Raw genomic sequence first — 21,888 nt, 5'->3', positions numbered from 1 at the left:
CGAATAATGCAATAATCCGCTAGGTTGATGCCCTGAAACATCAGTCCAGCGGATTTTTTGTCACGGCCGTCACCGTTTGCATCACAGCGGCAACTTTAATCTCTACCGTGGTTTGACTGTAGTGGATGCCCCCCTGCCCTAGAAGGATTGTATTGGTGTAGGAGGAGGAGGCTTCCATTTCGCTTCGTGTTTATGATCCCATTGACACTGGTATCGGGCTAAATAATTTTTTCATCAAAGGACTTTTGCATAAAGAGCTGCCTGCGTACGACCACTAAAACCGAGTTTTGCAAGAACCTGGCTAACATGTTTCTTAACTGTACACTCTGAAATGAATAATTGCTGAGCGATGTCCTTGTTCGTTAAACCTGTTCCAAGTGCTCTAAGTACCTCATGTTCTCTTGGCGTTAACAAATCCACAACTTCTATTTTTGATTGCTTCATAATGAGTTCCATTATTGCAGGATCGTAATATTTCCGACCCTTGCTGACTAAGCGTATGGCAGAAACAATTTCTTCGGGCATTGCATCTTTTAAAATATATCCATCGATTCCCAGATCGCTAGCGCGCCTGAAATCCTCTGAGTTAAATGAAGCAGTTAACACTACCCATTTACATTCGTAACCTTGCTTTTTGGTCTCTGACAAGATATCTAATCCGCTTTCATCCTTAAGTACTAAATCCAAAATAATGATATCTGGTTCGGATCGTCTAATGACATCTAAAGCTTCCATAACAGAAGAAGCTTGTCCTACAAACTCAAACTCCTCTTCTTGCTCCAAGATTGCAATGAGTCCCAGTCTTGATAACGGAAAATCATCTATAGATATAATCCTCACAAAACTAACCCCCCAAGCCACAAATGCTTCCTAAGGCAATCTATACGATCTAGGATGTCGACCACTTTTTTTAGAATACCTTTGTATCAATTATTGTTTATTTTCTGACCTTTTTCGTCACACAAATGAACACCTTTAACTTAATCGAAAGCGTCCCCTTGCCTTATACAAGCGGAGTACTCGAAAGTAACGAATGAGGTATATGAATTACACTAAAGAACCAGTTATTACTTTTTCTCGTTTCAAGCCAAAATAATTGGGGCGATTTCTCGCCCTTACGCAGAATCATTCGTGTAAGAAGTACACTTCACAATTTAACGCATATGACTTGAATAAAGTGCAGCCTGAGTTCTACAACTGAAATCAAGCTTAGCTAAAATCCGGCTTACATGCTTTTTAACCGTATATTCCGTAATGTATAACTGCTCTGCAATATCTTTATTACTTAAACCCGCCCCAAGTGCCGCTAGCACTTCCTGCTCTCTTATTGTTAGCTGTTCCACATGTTGATTTTGTTTTTTTAGAACCCATTCAATAACTGCTGGGTCATAGTATTTTTTCCCTCGTGTTACTGATCGAATCGCATTGACGATTTCTTCTGGCATAGCATCTTTTAAAATATATCCATCAATACCCAAGTCATAAGCAATCATAAAATCTTCTGGTTTATTTGAAAATGTCAACACCACATACTTACAGCCGATATTAATTTTTTTCATTTCTGTTATAATTTCTAATCCGGATCCGTCCTTGAGCCTTAAATCTAAAATAGCAACATCCGGGCGTGATTTGGAAATAACATCTTTTGCTTCATTAACTGAAGTAGCTTGGCCCACAAATTCAAAACCATCTTCTGCCCTCAAAATTGCTCTAAGTCCCTGTCTCAATAACGGAAAGTCATCTACACATACATACCTCACACACATCGACCCTCCTAAGGACTATTTGACTTCATCACGTTTTTGCCCATTCCCACCTTCTATTTCTAACAATCATTCGCCGTCCTGTGTCTTCACCACAATATTGGAAAAATTTAATCTCCTCAGTGAGAGCTGAATATGATATTTTCTATCTTGGACTATCTTGCTGTCATGCCTCCTTTTGGCGCGGTCTCTAATGATTTTAGGCCGTAGCCTATAGTTAAACTCCTTGTCCAAGACCTGAAAAATTAGATTAAGCTCTAAGCTCTATTATCTAATTTTCCGTGATTTTAATCTTCGCGCGATGGAATAACTTCGTGATAGCCTAATAGGCACTGTTTTGGTAGGCTTGAGTCTACTATCATGTGATCATTAAGACAGATAACTCTATACTTTAGAACCACTCCAACCATTATGAACAAACATCAAAAAAGCCACCGCTCAGGCAGTGACTTCAAACTTCAAGTTATGTAAATAATTGAATAATTAATGAACAATTCCACGTACACTTGCATAGAGTGCCGCCTGGGTACGGCAACCTAGTCCCAGCTTCCCGAGAACTTGGCTAACATGTTTTTTCACCGTATACTCTGTAATGAATAGATGTTTGGCGATATCTTTATTATTTAAGCCCTTACCTAACGATGCCAGTACTTCTAGCTCTCTAGGCGTTAACTGTTCGATATTCTCAAGTTTTTCTTTCTTCAGTACAATTTCCATGATGGATGGATCATAATACTTTCTGCCTTTACTAACCAGCCGAATAGCGCTGACTATTTCTTCAGGCATTGCATCTTTTAAAATATATCCATCTACATTAAACTCGGATGCCCGCTTAAAATCATCCGGGTCTGACGAAGAAGTTAAAATAATAATCTTACACTTATCGCATAAATCTTTAATTTCTGAGACAATATCAAAACCGCACTCATCCTTTAGCTTTAAGTCAATAATAACAATATCTGGTTTTAACCTAAAAATAACGTCGCGTGCCTCTATGATACTGGAAGCTTGCCCAACTAACTCAAACTCCTCTTCTAATTCCAAAACTGCCATTAGACCCTGTCTCGCTATTGGGAAATCATCAATCGACACTAAGGTCATGAAACTACCTCCTCAAACGTCTTTACAGTGGTGATCTTTGTTTGCTCATTAGGTACAATGATTTTTATCCGAGTCCCTCGACCCATATGACTTTCAATCGATGAAATCGCATTCATTGAATGAGCTAAACAGGTGATGTTGGTTAACCCCAAACCGTGCTGTTCCCCGGCGCTATTTACCGGTTCAAAACCAATACCATCATCTATGATCGTTAAATGTAATTCGGATCGTTTATTCATAAGTTCAATACTTAAATTTTTACAATGACCATGTTCCACGGCATTGCTTGCCGCTTCACAAATAATTCGATATAAAGCTCGAGCGTGTTGTCTCTCAATGTTGGCAAATTCCTCTTTGATTAGTAAGGAGACAGAAATCCCATGCAGTTTGGCAACTATATCAAGATAGCGTTTTATCTGACGCTCGAACCACTGTTCGTTAGGAGTTTTTTTGAGGACGTGGATTATTGAACGCAGCTCACTGAGGGCTTGATTAACCGTGCTTGCAATGAGCTGGAGTTGTTCCTTATCTTTTTCATCCACTTTAGCGGATCGCATTAAGACAGACGTAGCACAAACAGCGCTAAAAAGTCGTCCAGAAATGAGATCATGAATTTCATCACCTATTCGTTTTTGCTCCATTTCGATCATCGATTTAGCCGTCATGTTTTCTGTATGTACCCTCTCATAAATGATTGCACTCCATTCTGCAACAACTCTAACGTTTTGTAGGAGTCTGGCCTTAGACTCGTCATTTGCGGTAGAGTCCCAAAATATTCCTATAAATCCATAAAAGTTTGTTTTTGTTTTAACTGGGGCTAAATAGTACCATGAATGTACGAGGCGAACGAATGTAGCTTCCTCTTCATTTCGAAGATCATTCCAAGCTTTCCCTAGTTCATTAGCAATCTTTTCTTCGAGTAGTTTGTTGTAAGGTGTCATTTGTATAGAGCCTTTAATTCCTTCTTGGGGAGATAACCATACGAAAGTTGAATCAACTCCCGTTATTGTAGAAATATGCTCACACAATTTACTTGTCATATCAAAAAAATTACTCGAAGCCTTTTGAAAGTCGATTGAATGATAGAACTCAATGAGTTTATCAACTGACAACTCTGGTTTAACATTCGATTTATTAAGAATTATGTTATTTGCGCGCGTATTGTTTACTTCTATCCACATGCCAATAATAATTTCAGCCAATATATAGAGGATAATGGGCTTTTCCATTTTGTTGATCAAAGGAATCGCTTGTTGTGGCCATAGGTGATTCGCTGTAAAAATAAAACAACAGAGATAGCTTATCAGATTTATCTCCCTATTTATCATCTTTCTCACCTCATTCAGAATCATCCACTTATATTTGAATTCGCTGAATCCGGGTTGCAAATTCAGTAGTACTCAAACTTAAATCCTCACTCCATGCGATCTGCAAAAAGCCGCTTTACTGCCTAACATTAGCCTCCTGACTGAACCAAACTTAACCAAACCGAACCAAACTAAACTGGACTTCGCCACCACCTAATCGCCATTCTGGCGAACATTAAAGGCACACTCAAATATGAGTGTGCCGGGTTCACGTTTGACTCCTTGCAATTTAACGTGACCAATTCTAACTGCAAATCATTGTCTCACACATGCCATTTAATCAATGCTCACCACGAGTTGGGAAAGTTATTAAAATTCTTTTATATAACTGAGTATATTATACTATAGTATAATACTTTACCTCAACCAATTATTTCCTTCATTATTTTCTGATTTTCGATTTTCTTAATATAATTACAACATTTTCCTTAATTTTAGCGCGAATTTTATGTTGTTTCGTCATTTTTGTAGAATAGCATTCTTAAATACTCGCTATAAGTACAATTTTTGCAGCGTGTTCGACTGCATTCCTTCATAGAATTGCCTTAGAGAATTGCCTTAGAGATATTTACGCATCAAAAAACACCAGGAATAAATTCCTGGTGTCGTTTTTGCGTTATGGGGTGGGTGATGGGGCTTGAACCCACGAATGCCGGAGCCACAACCCGGTGCGTTAACCACTTCGCCACACCCACCATAATGATTTTTAAGTGGTGCGCCTGGAGAGACTCGAACCCCCGACAACCTGCTTAGAAGGCAGATGCTCTATCCAACTGAGCTACAGGCGCATTCAAGAATTACGATTGTCAACTCAGGTTACCCATTTAACCGAAGAAGATCTTGGGAAAATCATGGTCGGGGCAGAGGGATTCGAACCCCCGGCCTCCTGCTCCCAAGGCAGGCGCGCTAGCCAAGCTGCGCTATGCCCCGATTGGTGACTTGATTAGTATAGCTCATCTTCGCCCATTCGTCAAGAAAAATTTCAAAAGTTTTTTTGAGCGATTCGAGGACATTTTTATCAACCAAAAAAACCACAATTCCTTTTAAAATTCCCTTTAAGCCACTACCTTTTAGCTCTCTTTGTACTAGTCAGAAAGTATAACTTTTTGTTTCATACTGCAAGAAGGTTTAACCCGTGCGAAGACAGTGTCTTCGTGGGCGCCAGCCAAGTTTTCTTTAAGAGCTTGTAGAATCGGAATCGCTTGTCGAAATGCCTGAGCTCTGTGGCTTAATTTATTTTTTTCAGTCAAGGTCAGCTGAGCCATAGTTCGTTCATACTCTGGTAGATAAAAGATTGGGTCATAACCGAATCCATCTTGTCCACGACGTTGCCTTAAGATTTGCCCTTCAACAACACCCTCTGTAAGATATTCTTTCCCAGAAGACGTTGCCATAACCAACGCACAGCGAAAACGCGCCGTCCTTTTGTCATCCGAGGTAGTTTCTAAGAGATGGAGTAGTTTGTCATTGTTACGTTCATCATCTTTAGGCTCACCGGCAAAGCGCGCAGAATAAACGCCTGGTGCACCATCTAAAGCATCTACTTCTAAACCGGAATCGTCGGCAAGAGCAATTAACCCTGTTTTCTTGACTGCTGCTCTAGCTTTAAGTGCAGCGTTGTCTGCGAAGGTTCTTCCGGTTTCCTCCACATCCTCCCAATCAGGAATATCCGCTAATGAAAGTACTTCAATCCCCTCATCCATAAGCAATTCTTGAAGTTCTCGGACTTTCCCCTGGTTTTGAGTCGCCAGTACTATCTTCATGAATTTGTTTCCACCGCCGATTTCTGTACCTCCATCAAAGCGCGAATCCCTTTTTCGGCAAGTTGCAAAAACGTATCCAAATCTGCACGGTCAAAGGGGATTTCTTCTGTGTGCCTTGGATTTCCACAAACTTTCCGGCACCGGTCATAACGATATTCATATCTACGTCCGCTTGTGAATCTTCTTCATACGCTAAATCCAGCACCGCTTGTCCTTGAACCTTCCCCACTGAGATGGCCGCAAGCGTATCCTGAATTGGGTTCGTTCTAATAAGTTTCTTTTCCAATAAATATTGAACAGCGTCAACCAAGGCAACGTAAGCTCCTGTGATAGCAGCGGTACGCGTTCCACCATCCGCTTGGAGCACATCGCAATCCAACCAAATTGTGCGTTCGCCAAGTTTCTTCAGATCAACCACAGATCGCAGGGCACGCCCAATTAAGCGTTGAATCTCCATCGTACGACCGGTTAGCTTTCCTTTGGTTGCCTCTCGTTGCGTCCGTGACTGTGTTGCCCGAGGAATCATTGCATACTCTGCTGTAACCCACCCTTTACCCGACCCCTTTTGAAAAGGAGGTACTTTTTCCTCAACACTGGCTGTACATAAAACCCGTGTCTCACCAATTTGGATGAGAACTGAGCCCTCAGGTATATTAGTAAACTGCCGTGAAATTTTAACAGGACGTAATTCATCATAAGACCGACCATTAGAACGTTGCATATTATAACCTGACCTTTCTTCGCGCAAGTACTTATTACTAATCTCAGTTTACCAGAATAGCAAGAAAAATGCCAATTACTTCCTCAACATATAGGAAGCTAGCTATTTGGGATTGCGCCCTCCACAAAAATCCACAGTACGGCTAGGTATTGTTTCCTCTCCCACAATTCCGGCAATAGTATAAAGCTGGGCAATGGGGTCGAACCGGAATTCCTTAAGCAAGTGAAAGCCTTTGATTTCACTAGTCCGCCGAATATGAATCCGTGGACCTGTGCAGGGATAAAGCATTTGCCCGACCCGTATATGCCCATCATCAGCAAAACAAATAGGCAAGTCGGCATTAATTAAATCCAGAACACGTTGTTCCACTAAATCTAAATCAATATCTGGTTTTTCCGGTAATTCTAAAACAAAACCGTGTTTAATGTCGCTATGGACTTCAGGTTTATCCAAGCCCATCTCCTCAAGAATCATCGAGGTGATGTCCTCAGCGCTGTGTGCCTTGCGTCGATACTTAATCGAATCAAACACAATATCTACAATACTCTGCGGCTCTGGCCCAAACACTGTCGGACGAGTTACAATCACTTCTTCCCCTACTCCAATCAGTACTTCAGCGTTAACCTCAAGCTGAGAATAAACGAGGTCAAAGTGTTCAACGACCACGCGATGACCACTCGCTATTGCTTTTTGAATAGCTTCAGCAATTCTCCAAGGTTGTGTAAACGCCGACTCGAAACGGACATCTAAATGGTAAGTATGATAACGAAAATGTCCACGCTCCGCATCCTCCATCAAAGGCAAGGGTCTAATATTAATTCCATCGTCATCATTAGTCAATTCTAACCCTGGAAACATCCCTCGAATCAACAACGACTTCCCAGCTCCGGCATCTCCCACAAACCCTATCAGTTTGTCCTCAGGACTTAAATAACGTTGTTGAATATTCGTTCCTAAAAATAGAAGACGTCGCTTCCCACGTGGAGCAAAGTAGACCGCCTGCATCAAATGCTCATGAACAAACATGGTCAAAGCCCTCCCTCCCTCAAAAACCTTTTTATTATCTATACCTCAAAGGGCGTCTAGCCTTCTTAAAGAAAATGCAAAGCAAATTTACGTCAATAGACGAAAACAGCCCTATAGTACCCCCCGTCATACTCCCCCCGTCAACCCAAGCCCAGAGGAAGTTTCTTAGCTTAGAGAGCACTTTAGTGGAATTGCGTCAATGAGCGCAGACAATAAGGCGTTAAGAAACGCAACGGTTCACATACAGAACACCCCAGAGGTTTTGCGTTTTAGCCTTAGTGACAAGCAAATAGCAATGTAACGTGTGCGAACGGGCTAAGACACTTCCTCCCTCATAAACGATTAACGACGAAAATAATAAACAGGATTATGGGCTGATGAATTAAATAAATGCCCAATGAATTTCGACTTAACCACTTAGTCAGGTTAGAATTCAGCCGAAACGAAAATAGAGACTTCGTTCTCTGAGCGTAAAAACGTCGATATGCAAGAATCCCTAAAATGGTCACCGCAAAATACGGAAAAAGGGGATAATAATCTAGAGAACTAAACCCGTCATTCATTAGCCCAAATGGAATAAAGAGACCCGTTCCTACTGCCAGTCCGTTGAACCACAATCCAAGCAGGACGATAGGAACGACAAGTACCCAAAGCGTTCGTGAAGATAAGCGAGAAACGAGAGGGGATAAGATCATCGTCACACCTAAAAAATGTAGAATCCCAAAGCGGACATACTCTTCTTTCATAAACAGATAAGTTACAACTGTGATGACCATTCCCCAGAACAGCACTTTCAGTCCCCGCCTAACTGAGGATTTGCTAAAACCACTAGAAAGCCCCGATATAAAAATAAAGAGCAGAGCAGAAGTCTTTCCAATGACAAACCAAAACGGATCCTGATAGTCAATATCGACCCCAGCAAACTCCTTTAGGTCATAAACAAGATGAAATACCACCATCAGCCCGATCGCCAGCGCCCTTAAAACATCAATTTCTTCATAACGCTGGCTCAATATCCCCCTATTTAGTGAGTGCCACCTATCCATCTTCATTATCCTCTTCCATCTCTAAAACATATATCCTTATGCATCATCCCATTTAAACGTTTGCATTATACTCTTAACCGTCGACTTACTGACACCCCATCTCCAAATGGCAAGACAGTCGTAGAAAATTCCGGATTCTGGCAAAGGTCCTGTAAAAATAAACGCAATCCCCCCACCATACGGTCATACTTAGATGCAAAGGTGGTTCCCGGAACCACCCACCCACGAAAAAGCACATTGTCCACCACTAATACTCCCCCTGGGGCAATTAAGGGATAAATAAGGCTCAAGTAATCCAAATATTCCCCTTTGGCCGCATCGATGAAAACAAAATCGAACACTGAATCCAAGGTCGGAAGAATCTTACGAGCATCCCCCTCTAAAGCCGTGATACAATCTTGAAGTCCTGCACGCTCAAAATATTTAACGGCCCGCGCGCGACGATCTTTATTCATATCAATCGTCGTAACATGCCCTCCAGTCTGTTCTGCAGCACGCCCCAACCAAATCGTAGAATACCCAATCGCTGTCCCAATCTCTAAAACAGACTGCGCTTTGCCCATATGTACAAGTAAGTTAAGGAAATTCCCAACCATTGGCGTCACTACCGGTATAGTTTCTTTAAGGGCCTGCTCCTCCATTTCTCGAAGCAGCGGGTCCCGTTCTCCCAACAATGTTTCCAGATAGCGTTCCATTTCAAAAGGGTAAAACAAAGCCAATCTCCCCTTTTTCTCAGATCTAATTCCAAAATCAACAGTTTCACTACAACTTTACCACAAATAGTTTTGAAACGCATTTAACGCATTTAAACCATAATAATTATAACATCCGTTATATTCTTCCTCGGCTAACGCAAAAAATCCCTACTGTGCTTTATCTGATATTGATAAGGCACAGTAGAGACACGGGAAAAGAAGATAAGGTTACGACGTATGAGAATCAAGAAGCGTCCCTCCACTATCCCAGAACAAGACGGTGCACATGAAATGTGCCGTCCTCCTAAACTCCGTCTTCCGTTCCTCAACACAAGTCCCCTCTAATCCCGCAACCCCATTTGGGCTAATGAAGTTGCCGAATTAGCCACATCTTCTGAGGCTGCTCCGATCTGGCCAGCCGTCAAGGCTAAGGCATCAATCTGCTGAGCGATTCCTTGAACTTGTTGAATACTGGCATTAATTGCAGACATGATTTCTCCAAAACGACCTACGACTTCTCCTGCCTCTGCCGCGGCAATCTGCATGGCCTCAGTCGTTTGAGCAATGGATTGATTCACCGCAATCGTATTTTGCTTCGTGATCGCAATCAGTCCGCTAATCTCCTTGACCGATTGTTCAGAATGGGTTGCGAGCTTCTTAACTTCCTCGGCGACGACCCCAAAGCCTCGACCACTTTCTCCAGCGCGTGCTGCTTCAATGGCGGCATTTAAGGCCAAGAGATTGGTTTGTGAGGCGATTTCCTTGATCACATCCGTAACCGAGGCAATTCGCGCCGAGCTTTTATCCAATTCGGTCATTTTCCCTTGCATCTCAGCTGTCATATGTGCGAGACGCAAAATTGTCTCTGAGATCATTTGAATCTTCTGAGCGCCCTCTTGCGCCAAGGCATCCACCTGGCGAGAGAATTGGGCCGCTTCAGATGCATTATTCGAAATCTGCGCTGTTGCTTCATTCATCTCCGACGCTGAAGCCGCTGTTTCTTCCGAGGTTGCCGCCAACGCTTGACTGGCTTCACTCACCCTGCGCTGTAAACCGTCGATCTCATTTAAAGCCTTCTCTAATTCGGCCTTCTTATCGATTTCAGTCATGTAGGACTGAATATAACTAGCCATAACAACTTGCTGGTCAAAACTCAAAAGTCTCTGAATGGCTAAACTGGCCCGGATGGCCTGCTCTGTTTTCTTACGATAGTGTTTAAAAATCCGTGGTATAATCTCGTCACATAAGACCTGATTAGCACTCAGATAGTAAGACGGTGGCAAGTTGATGCGATTATGAACCTCGCCAATCGTAACTCGCCACTGCATGAACTCTTCGTCAATCTTTTCTGGGAAAAGAGATAACAAGTATTTCTTCATGGTGATTTTCAACATGTCCACTGTAGAATATCGGTCGATAATGGCTTTTAGTCCTGATAAGGTTGTAACGTGAGCATAAAAATTCCGGACAATCTCCTCTGCATTTTGCTCGATCACAGGTCGAATTTCTTTAAGCAGAGCCAACTGTTCTGCGTCTATTCTTAATAAGCCAACAGCTTCGTCTAAGTCAAACTGATGTAACTGAATCATCGGAGCTCATCCCTTCTCTATCAATAAATCTTGCAATGTCTTAAGTCGCCCTCTCAAGCAATGGTTTAAAATAATTCTATTTTAATAATTTTATTGTTATCATTCGATTATTTATAGCGAAAATCCTGCAATATAATTTAAAAGATCAAGTTTTTATCCAAACAGACCAAAAGAGAGCCTAAAACCTTGGCTCTCTTTTCACTAATTATTTAGCATATTTCAATACACTGCTGCATTTATTTACTGTTTTACGGATATTGACCCCTAACACTTGTCAATATGTACATGCTCCATCCTTCAGCCGGCTCGGCGGCGTTCACCACATTGAGCGTAGGCTTGGAAGAAACGATCATGATCTGTTGTCAACTGTTCCACCGATCCATCCGACAAAACTTCATAAATTTTAACCTCTCCCCCTCCCTTCGTCCACTCGTGACAACATTCTCTGCAATAATACCGTTCACGGCCAATTCGGCCAACCTCACGCGCTCCACATAACGGGCAAGTATTCATACTTTAGCCAACTCCTATCAAGGATTTCCAGTATTATCTACATTATACCGTAAATTCTTAAACTGTTGCTAAAGATTTTGTGAAGCTTTTGTGTCTATTTTTAGGTCGGAAAATATAAAAATCTTATGTGAATTCGTATTATTATACTGCTACACAAACCCACTTTAATGTCACTCTATCGATTAAAAGAAATTCAAAAACTTGATTGGACATGAAACCGTTCGTAATTATTTATGATGTAATTATGCAAATTCCTCAATTGCAAATTGTCATAATGGAGTAATGTCTATAATCCTCGAAAAAAAGAAAAATTTATTTTTAAAAGTAGAAAAACAAGCAGGATTTTTAATAATATAAGAAGAACACGTCGTAATACCAAATTTGCTATCTCTCAAATTCTAATTATTTATGAAGAAGTTCTGAGATAGAATTGATTCTTATGTTGAGAGGGAGCGTATAATGTTTAAATTTAGACGTCATTTTTCTGACAGCGTTACGCAGATGGCCATAGACAAAGATGAACTAGACAAGTTAACTGAATGTCTGAATCACTGCGACCTCGGAAAACCGCTTGAGCCGGACCTCTCTCCCTCTAGCTCACTTAGCGGTATTGTCAAAGTCATCAACGGAATCATCGAAACACGGCAAAATGCTGTCGCCAGTACTATGCTCGACATTAATGGAGCAGTTGGACAAATGACCGGTATGACCTCTATTCGAGAAATGCTCCAACGCATTCAGGAACAGACGCCACAAATTGCTAATATGTCCGCACAGGCCCAAGAAATGGGCGCAGCCGCCGGTGAAACTGCCTCATCCGCAGCCAATGCAGCGTCTTTTGTCGAACAATCCTTGAGTATGGCCTCCTCTGGGGTGGAAAAGATCAAACAAGCCATTGACTTTGTTGAACGCTCCTTTGCCCAATTCGAACAAGTGAGCCTCCAGGTACAAGCTGTTTTAGATTCCATGGGCGAGATCGAACAGATTGTCGGCGTCATTGCAGGCGTTGCGGATCAGACAAACCTTTTGGCTTTAAACGCGGCCATCGAAGCCGCTCGAGCGGGAGAGCAGGGACGTGGGTTTGCAGTCGTTGCCGACGAAGTACGCAAGCTAGCCGAACACACGAAGATGTCTGTCACTGACATCCGACAGAAGACTGGGCATTTGAATCAGAATTCTAGCCGTACTGCGAGTGACATCCTTTCCCTCTCTCACATGATGCTGGAAGGAAAATCCGTCATGCAGGCTGCGGGGCAAGAGGTGGAGCAAATCTTAAACCACGTCGAAACGATCGCGGAGGAAATTCAACAAATTGCTGCCGGAAGCGAAGAACAAAGTGCCGTTATCGAAGAATTTGCTCAAATCATTAGCTCGGTGAGCGAATCTGCCAATACAACTGAAATCGTTGCCAACCAAACGGGCGAGGGGATTTATTCTATCAGCCAACAACTCGGAGAAATCAGAACCCGCCAAATCCAGAGTGTGCCTGTCATAAACACTTCACAGGCTCTCGAGCTTTCTAAGACAGATCACCTCCTCTGGACTTGGCGAATCTATAATATGCTTTTGGGGTATGAGCAAGTTGATGCAAATAACGTGGGTACTCACCATGACTGTCGCTTAGGACAATGGGTCGATGGTCCGAATTCTACCCTATTACGAACAAACCCAACCTTCTTGAAACTTGCGTCACCTCACGAACGCGTGCATGAATTAGCACGCCAAGCTGCCCACGCGTACAGTCAAGGTAACGTTGAAGAAGCCGCCTACCTCCTGTCTGAGATGTCCCAGGCATCTCAAGAGGTTGTCGGAATCCTCAACGAGCTACAACAGCTTATTTGATTTCTCTATAAATACTCTTTACTACTTCTATAAGATTAACAAAGCACATAGTCAGACCGTGAAAAAGGGGCTGTGCTAAAACTTGTTACTATATTTTTCACATCCCCACTTTTGCTTCTATATCATCAAAACACAAGCGTCCTCACTCCACTTTAATAGTGAAATGAGGACGCTTATGATTGTTGTAACCACTTGAAATTTTGGAGACTGAGTTTTCACACATCCCCTTTCCTTACTTCCCTGAACTTAATAGAAAATTTTCTCCGAAAAAGATTTACCCCTTATTCGCACAGGACGTTCGTGGTAGAGCATCACGATGAACCGTCCCTTTTCCCTCAGTCTCTTTCCATATAATCATCTAATAGATCCAAGAAGACTGTGACCCCTAATAAATCTGCGCTACCACCGGGACTAATCTTTCGTCGAGAGAAGTCTTTATCCATTTCATGGATCGCTTTTATTCCTTGGGACGTTTTTACTCCGCCTATGGAAATAATTTGCTTAGCCTTTTCTTGAATTTCTTTTAATGTGTCAATAGAGTGTCTATATAAAATAGTGGAGTCTTCACAATACTGCATAATCGCCAAAAGAGTTTGCACTAATCTTTGGTTTTTACCTAAATCTTGGTTCCTCTTATAAAAACCTAGCGAAAAATCAAAAACCGTGGGCAGTCCTCTTTGAACTTCTCCACGAATTCCTTCTACTTTATGGTGCAAAAAGAGCCTTTCTCCGTGTGTTAAGAAGAGTTCATCAGCATTTTTAAACTCATGATACCTTGAGCTCAACTCCCGCTCTACCAAACCCGAGGTCATATCTTTTATGATGCTTTGTAAAGCTGAGAAGCGAGCTCCGCTATGAAGTGCTTTGCCTGCAGCAGCACAGCAAACACCTAACAAAAAAAACATTCCTTTATGGGTATTGACCCCTAAAGTCTTGCGAAACATTTGTTGTTCGCCCAATTGTCCAATCTGCCTTATTTGAGTGAAAATTTCTTGGGGTGTACTGGAGGTGAACCCCGCCTCTGTGCAATGAATTAAGGGACTAATTAGGGTGGTGGCGCTATCCAAGAAAGTGAAGTAATCCATATCTTGATGAGCGCCACTTGAGGCTCTGGAAACCAATCCGGGCGATGGATGGCAGGATGCCTCATAGAGCATTGCTTGCACAGCAAAACTCGCTATCTTAATACATTGATCATTTGCGCTAGTGTTTAGTCTGGTGTTCGCTACCATAAACATTTTCCCTATATTCCCTATATTTTTCTTTAATATATCCGACGACCTCATGTTTGCTATGTCGTTTCGCCCTAACGCAATTATGGGCATACTCCTCACATAGATAACATTTTCTCCTTGGATACCCCAGTTCCTGCCTGCCTATACTTTTCCCCTCTAAATCATACACATCTAGGTCTAAACATCTCCCAAGGGTATGTTTTTCTTCAAGATCAATCGCTATCCTCTTCAAAACCAAAATGTCTTCTTTAACGGCAACATAAAGAATCGGGCCTTCTGCTCCTTGAAGTAGTAACTTGCTACAAACTTTGTCGCTTAAAATAGTACAAATTAGAGAGCTCATATCCTCAATCATCTGGGTTGTCATCTCATTTGTTTTTTCAAGTCCCGGATAGTTTACTCTCATAACTAATAGTGGGGTATTATACCGTTTTAGTAATTTGCCGATTAAGCTAACTCTTTTTTCCCTAGCTAAAAGTAATTCATCGGCTGTGTATTCTTTCATCATTTAGTGCGAGGAGCAACTACTTTTCAGCTTCTCCACGATCTCCCTTCCTAAGCGTGTGTTTAAAAACTCCAGAGTAACGTCAGGCAGAAGGTTTTTAAGATCATCGAGCTCCCCTTGTTTTATTAGAGCTCTAACCCTAGAAGCGCTTATGGCAACATCCTTAAACCTTTTCCTTCCAATAACGTGCACCTCTACGCCATAAGTAGGAAGGACCTTCTTCAGAGCCTCATTGTAGGTCTCAGTAATTTGGCAATAAGGTTCATACCCCACATATCTCTTCGTAATATTTAAGATTTTACAGAAATACTGGCCAAAGATTGAGGAGTCTAACTCCACATAAGCCTTTAACCTTGCACCCTTTTCCCGCAAAAAGTAGGAAGGGAAAGTGGCTGAAGATATTATATACTCTCCACTTGGTAACACCTTAACATTTTTTAAGTGCGAAACGCCTTTACTAACCAGCTCATATCGCGTTTTAAAGGGAAATAGTGATCGATCTTCCTCGACAACAAACACGAGTACCTCTTTATTGTTTTTAGCCGCTTCTTCAATTAAATAGGCGTGTCCTAGGGTGAAAGGGTTGCAATTCATTACTAACGCCGCTTTTTCTCCGCCCCCTAGATTATACTTTTCTTTCATATCCTCTAAGGCTTTGTAGATATCATAAACGCCATTTTCTAAGAGGGCTACCTCTTCATTACTATGGATAAGTTTGAAATTAAGAGCCAAAAAAACATGAGTACTTGCTGGTTTTGAGAAAATAAAGCTGTGGAATATACCTTGACTGAACAGTTTATCGATCAGAGCAGAAATTAAGATGGAGGCTATTCCTTCTCCTCTATGCTCCTCAATTATGGCAAAGCATTTTAAAACATTTTTTGCTTTAGAACAGGTTGCAATAATTGAAGCTTCCTGCGAAACTCCATCTCTTATTACTATAGTATAGTCCACATCCTGATCTAAACTTAAATTAAAACCTCGTAGAAAGGTTTCTACCTCGTCTCTTGCTTTGCGATCTTTAAGATTTACCCATTCAGGGATGACTCCATACATTACTATTCTCCTCTACCATCCTCACAACATCTATAACACTACCATCTCGGTATTCCACCACAGCCACGATCTTATCGGAGGTTTTAATGGCCTTAGGCACTCCTGTAATCTTTTCGGCCATCATTTTCAATTCTTCAATAGTCATGAGCGGCAGGCCCGTTTTCCTTAGTTTTTCAATTAAATCTACTCTTCTAGGATTGACAGCAATTCCGCGTTCAGTCACAACAACATCAATGCTTTCTCCTGGAGTTGTAATCGTCGTCACTTTATCTTTGATTATTGGAAGCCTGGCTTTCATTAGATTAGTAACGACAATGGAGAGTTTGGCCCCTGCAGCGGTATCACTATGCCCACCCGAGCCGCCCATGATTACTCCGTCTGAGCCTGTCGTAACATTGACGTTAAAGGCGATGTCAATTTCAGTGGCTCCCAGGATCATGATATCTAAGTTGTTAACCACCGCTCCCTTAGTGTGAGGATTCCCATACATGGAAGCAGACATAAATTGGTGCCGTTTATTATTTCTATACGATTCTATTGCTTCTAGATCAAAGCATTGAACATCAAAGAGGGCTTGAAATAATCCTTCTTCCAGCATCTCCACAAGATAACCCGTAATTCCACCGGCAGCGAAGCTTCCAACTACACCTTCCCGTTTCATAATATTTTTAAGCTCTGCTGCGACTGCGAGAGAGGTTCCACCTGCGCCTGTTTGAAAGGACATTCCATTTCTAATCAAACCCGAAGCCTGGATTACCTGAGCAGCCATTCTTGCGATCATAAGAGCCACAGGATCCTTCGTAATCTTCGTTGTGCCTGAAACAATACCCCTAGGGTCTCCGATGGATTCAACCTGAACCACGTAATCGATAAAAACTTGGCTAATTTCAATTGGGCAGGCTGGGTAGGACACTAAATTATCGGTTATAACTACCGTTTTATCGGCGTACTCGGCATCTGAAACAGCATAACCTAAGGCTCCACAGGCCGATTTACCCTCCACTCCATTGATGTTGCCGTAGGTATCTGCCGTAGGCGCTGCAATGAAAGCCACGTCGATATGCAAATCTCCACTTTCTATGGCCCTAGGTCTTCCGCCATGAGTCTGCATTATAGCAGGCTTTTTTAATTCCCCTCGTGATATGGCCTCCGGCACAGGCCCTGACATATAGTTCGCTACAATTCCAGTGACCACTCCATTTTTTATGTGCTCTACAAGGGGCGCATGGACTGGAAAGATAGAGCTGGCCGCGATCGTAAGATTTTTTATGCCTCGTCTAGCCAAGGCCTCCACCACCCTATTTAAGATATAATCTCCATTTCTTAAATGGTGATGGAACGAAATTGTCATACCATCCATTATGTTTAATATATCTAAAGCCTGATCTAAACTTGCTAAAATTTTTTGCTCACTGGGGATGACACTGGTCAGTTTCACAGCTTTCCTGGTCTTAATCCTTTCATTAATATAAGTGCCTTGAAACGGCTTAACTTCTCCATACCCCTCTATGTAAGCCGGAAGTTCTCTGCCTAAAATCGTTTTGATCATTTTTATAGATTTCAGTATGCTTCCCCCTATCTCTCCATAAGTCCTAGTCTTTGTCCAAGCTCCACTATCGTTCTCGCCCGATTGATAACCGGCGCATCAATCATTTTACCATCTAAAGAAAAGACTCCTTTGCCTTCTTTTTCAGCTTCTTCCATGGCAGCCAAAACCCTCAAGGCATGTTTTAATTCGGCCCCCGTCGGGGCAAACACAGCATGAATGATCTCAATTTGCCTGGGGTTTATGGCTGATTTTCCGGTTAGCCCCAAGCTTTTAGCCCTAGCTGTGTCCTTGGTAAGTCCCTCATAATCGTTCGTATCTGTAAACGGAGTATCAATAGCATCTACCCTTAAAGCCCGGCACACTGTTGCGACCTTATTCCGAGCATAAAAGATTTCCTCTCCCTCTTTTGTTCTCGTAATTCCCAGATCTGCGGTCAAGTCTTCTCCACCCAGTAAAACCCCTACCATTCGTTGGGAGGCCTTGATCACCTCATAAACTGTTTCTAAGCCCAAAGCAGTTTCAATCAGAGCAATTATTTTAATGCTACCGACTAAGTAGCCTTCTTCTTCTTCAATTTTAGCCAACATAGTATCAACCAGCTTTATTTCCTCTACATCCGCTTTCGGAATCAACAATGTATCCGGTTTAACTCTAGCAATCATATCCACATCTTGCGGCCCAAATTCTGTATCCAAGGGATTGACTCTAACCACCACTTCAACCTGTGAGTAGTCTATATATTTGATAGCATCTCTTACCAAAATCCTGGCACTATCTTTTTCTGTTAAACTTACTGCGTCCTCTAAATCTAAAATAATAGCGTCCGCTCCAAGGATCGCCGCATCTTGAAGCATACCTGGGTTATTTCCCGGCATAAAAAGCATCGTTCTTCTTAACTTTTGCACTTTTATCACCTCGACTTATGATCCAATGCGTATCGCCACGATATACGGTTCGCGGTTCGATATACGAATATACAAGTATACGAGTATCCGAGTATCCGAGCTTCGCTCATCGCCTGTGTCCCTGGATAAGTTCAGCTAAACCCTGTAAGCTTCTTTATGACCTTGCCAGAGTTGAAATTGTCTTTAAAACCGTGTGTTAGATGGCTCGTTTAATAGCTGTTTCCACTCTTGCACCGATCGTATAATCTAGAGCTCCCTTATCTTGAGCCTTAATAGTAATACCCTCGATACCCATTTCCTTAACCTTATGTAAAATCACTTGCTCAATCACATCACCAAACTGCTGCATAACGATACTTTCTAGTTCAAGCTTTACGTTTCCCGAATCATTGGGCATGACCATGATCAGAATATCGTTGGACTCTAATGTACCTGCTTTGGCGATCTTAGTTATCTTGATGTAAATCACCTCAATTCGATTTTCTTTCTTGCAATAGCAAAAAATAGCCTTTCTGACCAGAGCTGAAAGGCTATTTTCCTGAATTCTCTAAATAAACACTACTGGTATATTATATCATGATTTTTAAATTGACACACATTTCAGTCGAGTCAATTTTACGTCCTTTAAATACGGATGATGGAAAAACAGAGGGACGATTATACGATCGTTACCCGACGTTATATAGAAAAGAGAGTCAACGCCCGCAGGCGCCAGCTCTCTTTTAGACAATTAATCGAATTGCTATAGGGTCTTGTTCTGACATTTTACATTCTTGTCCATAGCTTCCGATTCTTCTGGCAGACTTTTGTCTGTTCTTGAAACTTTATCAGATTCCAACACACTGACTAAATGTCTCCATATATCTAGGTCATTTGGAATCTCACTAAGGTTTCTTCCGCAAATAGGGCAATCCCAGTATGATTCACTACATGAGGAATATGATCTCGCCCCACAGTCAGGACATGTTCTTCTGTTCACCTTTTATCTCCCTCCCGTCTAGTCTGCATTTGCTGACGTTTCAGACGAGCTCGTGCTAATTCCTGAGTCTAATTGACCTCCATCGTTTTGACTATCTGCGGTATTGTCTGGATTTCCTGACGAAGCTGGCGTACTTGTAATGGTTGCTGCATCTGCTGGTGCGCTTGGGTCCGTTGCCATGTCGGCTGGCGTACTCGGGTTAGTTGCCGTATCCGCTGGCGTGCTCGGGTCAGATGCTGCATCTGTAGGCGTACTCGGGTCAGATGCTGCATCTGTTGGCGTACTCGGGTCCGTTGCTGCATCTGTTGGCGCACTCGGGTCGGTTGCTGTATCCGTTGGCGTGCTCGGGTCAGATGCTGCATCTGTTGGCGTACTCGGGTCCGTTGCTGCATCTGTTGGCGTACTCGGGTCCGTTGCTGCATCTGTTGGCGCACTCGGGTCCGTTGCCGTGTCTGCTGGCGTACTCGGGTCAGATGCTGCATCTGTTGGCGCACTCGGGCCAGATGCTGCATCTGTTGGCGTACTCGGGCCAGATGCTGCATCTGTTGGCGCACTCGGGCCAGATGCTGCATCTGTTGGCGTACTCGGGCCAGATGCTGCATCTGTTGGCGCACTCGGGCCAGATGCTGCATCTGTTGGCGTACTCGGGCCAGATGCTGCATCTGTTGGCGCACTCGGGCCAGATGCTGCATCTGTTGGCGTACTCGGGCCAGATGCTGCATCTGTTGGCGCACTCGGGCCAGATGCTGCATCTGTTGGCGTACTCGGGCCAGATGGCGTACTCGTGCCCGCTCCTGGATCTGTCGGGTCTACCACCGGCACCGTCGGGTCTACTACCGGTAGTACTGGTTCAAGTGGAAGGATCTGGGGTACTAGTTCCGGAAAGGTATCAGCCGCTTGAAAATGCACGGATGCGGAAGTTTTATCACTCATAAGGGAATATGTACTAGGAATGATACCTAAATTAGCTATGGCTAATCCAATTCCGAAAAACAATGCCATTTGTTTCTTGGACCAGTTAAAAGCGTCCTGTACAAAAGGTTCATGTATTATCCCCAGTTTGCTTTTACTAGTTGCATATATCCATGATTTTATCTCATTTGCAACGACACCTATGTTTTTTTCACAATAAGGACAATCCCAGTCTTCTTCACTGCCAGAGATGTATGACATTCTTCCACAATCGGGACAGATTTTTCTGTTCACACCTTTTCTCCTTCCCGTCTTGCCCTAAATTGCACCATTTAAAGGTACCCACAGTGTAAGTAACATTAATAAGGCCCTTCTTTAGTCGCATGATAATCTATTCCACAGCTGACCCTCTTTTTGAATCATTAAACTTTAAGGTGCATTCGAACGATTTCCTGGTTCCGTGCTAAAGGTCTTTTGACCGTACATCTGGGAACCAGAGTATACAGTAGCAGTGTAGGTTTCGTTATCAAAAAACAGATTTTGATCCGCATACACGTTGGCCTGGTAATGTCCGCCATTGAGACTTAAACCGTTTTCAAGGTTGTATGTCAATCCTTCCCTCAAGTCGCGGCCAGTGATGACAAGCTTTACATTGTGGCTAGATGTGAGCAGATTACCATCTGAGTCGTAACATTCAAATTTAATGGGAGTCGAGGATCCTCTTTTCATTGAGTAATTCCGATTGCTAAATGGGGGTCTAAAGCAATTATGAGAAGAAGGCTGATCAGTTGCGTTTAGTATAAATTTCATAGAAGTGAAGATTTCTTGATATTCATTTCCTGCTTCACTCGGTAATCCGATGGTTACATTAAAGATCTTATTTTTGGAGTTACCTAATATCCCGAGATCTAAATCATTTAAGTCCTTCAATTTGCCTGAATATAGCTCATTATGATTTTGATCGTTTATTACTAAATCCAGATAGTTATATAACTTATCACCAGACTCCATCTCAGCGCTAATGTTGTAGAAGAAATCTTTTTTGCCTGTATTCAGTACTGTTAATGGGGCACTTGCATTATCTCCAGGGGCCATATTTTTCACCCTCAAGAGTTCTTTTGTAGGATTAGTGGAAATTCCAAGTTTATTGCTCTTGGATTCTACTGCGAAGACGCTACTCGTTGGCGTTAAAAAGAAAAATACTGTAAGGATTATTAAAATAAGTAATAATGACCCAATGGTGTAATAGATTATATATTTTTTACTCTGCATAAATTTCAACCGCCCTTTAGACACCTAAGTATTCGGAATGCATTAAACC

Annotated in this window: 20 protein-coding genes and 3 tRNA genes; 1 reads left to right on the top strand and 22 read right to left on the bottom strand. The window is 42.4% G+C overall.

Translation table 11 applies throughout. The features are described 5' to 3' along the window. Positions 1-234: 234 nt before the first annotated feature. The 14 genes from DSBG_RS08335 to DSBG_RS08270 form a co-directional block, all read right to left on the bottom strand. Complete coding sequence (locus tag DSBG_RS08335; RefSeq protein ID WP_068963685.1) at positions 235-840, bottom strand: response regulator; 606 nt, start codon at positions 838-840, stop codon at positions 235-237. A 314-nt stretch (positions 841-1,154) separates the two neighbouring features. Further along, on the bottom strand, positions 1,155-1,760 hold the full coding sequence (locus DSBG_RS08330) for a response regulator (protein WP_068963684.1): 606 nt from the start codon (positions 1,758-1,760) through the stop codon (positions 1,155-1,157). Between the two features lie 486 nt (positions 1,761-2,246). Further along, positions 2,247-2,864, bottom strand: a complete 618-nt coding sequence (locus tag DSBG_RS08325) for a response regulator (protein ID WP_068963683.1) — start codon at positions 2,862-2,864, stop codon at positions 2,247-2,249. After that, positions 2,861-4,066: a sensor histidine kinase gene (locus tag DSBG_RS08320; protein ID WP_242877485.1), complete on the bottom strand. Its 1,206-nt coding sequence runs from the start codon at positions 4,064-4,066 to the stop codon at positions 2,861-2,863. The genes DSBG_RS08325 and DSBG_RS08320 overlap by 4 nt, the downstream gene beginning before the upstream one ends. A gap of 784 nt (positions 4,067-4,850) precedes the next feature. After that, positions 4,851-4,926, bottom strand: a tRNA-His gene (locus DSBG_RS08315). A gap of 16 nt (positions 4,927-4,942) precedes the next feature. Then, positions 4,943-5,019 (bottom strand) — tRNA-Arg (locus tag DSBG_RS08310). Positions 5,020-5,083: 64 nt separating this feature from the next. Beyond that, a tRNA-Pro gene (locus DSBG_RS08305) sits at positions 5,084-5,161 on the bottom strand. A gap of 155 nt (positions 5,162-5,316) precedes the next feature. Continuing rightward, a complete protein-coding gene (locus tag DSBG_RS08300) occupies positions 5,317-5,994 on the bottom strand; it encodes an XTP/dITP diphosphatase (RefSeq protein ID WP_242877483.1) in 678 nt (225 codons plus the stop codon). Positions 5,995-6,028: 34 nt separating this feature from the next. Continuing rightward, positions 6,029-6,715, bottom strand: a complete 687-nt coding sequence (gene rph / locus DSBG_RS08295) for a ribonuclease PH (protein WP_491005716.1) — start codon at positions 6,713-6,715, stop codon at positions 6,029-6,031. A 102-nt stretch (positions 6,716-6,817) separates the two neighbouring features. Next, the gene (locus DSBG_RS08290; protein WP_068963682.1) at positions 6,818-7,741 is read right to left on the bottom strand and encodes a lantibiotic ABC transporter; all 924 of its coding nucleotides are present in this window, start codon (positions 7,739-7,741) and stop codon (positions 6,818-6,820) included. Between the two features lie 332 nt (positions 7,742-8,073). Next, positions 8,074-8,787 (bottom strand): heparan-alpha-glucosaminide N-acetyltransferase, encoded by a 714-nt coding sequence (locus DSBG_RS08285; protein WP_083236779.1) that lies wholly within the window; start codon positions 8,785-8,787, stop codon positions 8,074-8,076. A 65-nt stretch (positions 8,788-8,852) separates the two neighbouring features. Further along, the gene (locus DSBG_RS08280) at positions 8,853-9,500 is read right to left on the bottom strand and encodes an O-methyltransferase (protein WP_068963681.1); all 648 of its coding nucleotides are present in this window, start codon (positions 9,498-9,500) and stop codon (positions 8,853-8,855) included. A 323-nt stretch (positions 9,501-9,823) separates the two neighbouring features. Then, on the bottom strand, positions 9,824-11,071 hold the full coding sequence (locus DSBG_RS08275) for a globin-coupled sensor protein (RefSeq protein ID WP_068963680.1): 1,248 nt from the start codon (positions 11,069-11,071) through the stop codon (positions 9,824-9,826). 297 nt (positions 11,072-11,368) lie between these two features. Further along, a complete protein-coding gene (locus tag DSBG_RS08270) occupies positions 11,369-11,584 on the bottom strand; it encodes a YrzR-like zinc ribbon domain (RefSeq protein WP_068963679.1) in 216 nt (71 codons plus the stop codon). A gap of 459 nt (positions 11,585-12,043) precedes the next feature. Here DSBG_RS08270 and DSBG_RS08265 point away from each other — a divergent pair, with 459 nt between their 5' ends. Beyond that, positions 12,044-13,426: a methyl-accepting chemotaxis protein gene (locus tag DSBG_RS08265; RefSeq protein ID WP_068963678.1), complete on the top strand. Its 1,383-nt coding sequence runs from the start codon at positions 12,044-12,046 to the stop codon at positions 13,424-13,426. 335 nt (positions 13,427-13,761) lie between these two features. Here the strand turns inward: DSBG_RS08265 and citG are convergent, their stop codons facing one another. The 8 genes from citG to DSBG_RS08225 form a co-directional block, all read right to left on the bottom strand. Then, positions 13,762-14,664 (bottom strand): triphosphoribosyl-dephospho-CoA synthase CitG, encoded by a 903-nt coding sequence (gene citG, locus DSBG_RS08260; protein WP_348980966.1) that lies wholly within the window; start codon positions 14,662-14,664, stop codon positions 13,762-13,764. Beyond that, on the bottom strand, positions 14,630-15,169 hold the full coding sequence (gene citX / locus DSBG_RS08255) for a citrate lyase holo-[acyl-carrier protein] synthase (protein ID WP_083236778.1): 540 nt from the start codon (positions 15,167-15,169) through the stop codon (positions 14,630-14,632). Before citX ends, citG begins: the two co-directional genes overlap by 35 nt. Continuing rightward, positions 15,170-16,222, bottom strand: a complete 1,053-nt coding sequence (citC, locus tag DSBG_RS08250; RefSeq protein WP_068963676.1) for a [citrate (pro-3S)-lyase] ligase — start codon at positions 16,220-16,222, stop codon at positions 15,170-15,172. Further along, a complete protein-coding gene (citF, locus tag DSBG_RS08245) occupies positions 16,203-17,768 on the bottom strand; it encodes a citrate lyase subunit alpha (RefSeq protein WP_141694263.1) in 1,566 nt (521 codons plus the stop codon). The genes citC and citF overlap by 20 nt, the downstream gene beginning before the upstream one ends. 29 nt (positions 17,769-17,797) lie before the next feature. Further along, positions 17,798-18,676, bottom strand: coding sequence for an HpcH/HpaI aldolase/citrate lyase family protein (locus DSBG_RS08240; RefSeq protein WP_068963674.1), 879 nt, complete (start codon positions 18,674-18,676; stop codon positions 17,798-17,800). 196 nt (positions 18,677-18,872) lie between these two features. Further along, a complete protein-coding gene (gene citD / locus DSBG_RS08235; protein ID WP_068963705.1) occupies positions 18,873-19,136 on the bottom strand; it encodes a citrate lyase acyl carrier protein in 264 nt (87 codons plus the stop codon). A 537-nt stretch (positions 19,137-19,673) separates the two neighbouring features. After that, positions 19,674-20,861: a hypothetical protein gene (locus DSBG_RS08230; protein ID WP_068963673.1), complete on the bottom strand. Its 1,188-nt coding sequence runs from the start codon at positions 20,859-20,861 to the stop codon at positions 19,674-19,676. A 135-nt stretch (positions 20,862-20,996) separates the two neighbouring features. Next, the gene (locus DSBG_RS08225) at positions 20,997-21,839 is read right to left on the bottom strand and encodes a hypothetical protein (protein WP_068963672.1); all 843 of its coding nucleotides are present in this window, start codon (positions 21,837-21,839) and stop codon (positions 20,997-20,999) included. Positions 21,840-21,888 lie beyond the last annotated feature (49 nt).

The organism is Desulfosporosinus cupriresistens (assembly GCF_001707885.1).
Classification (GTDB): Bacteria; Bacillota; Desulfitobacteriia; order Desulfitobacteriales; family Desulfitobacteriaceae; genus Desulfosporosinus.
This window is presented reverse-complemented; position numbering and strand designations above follow the sequence as displayed.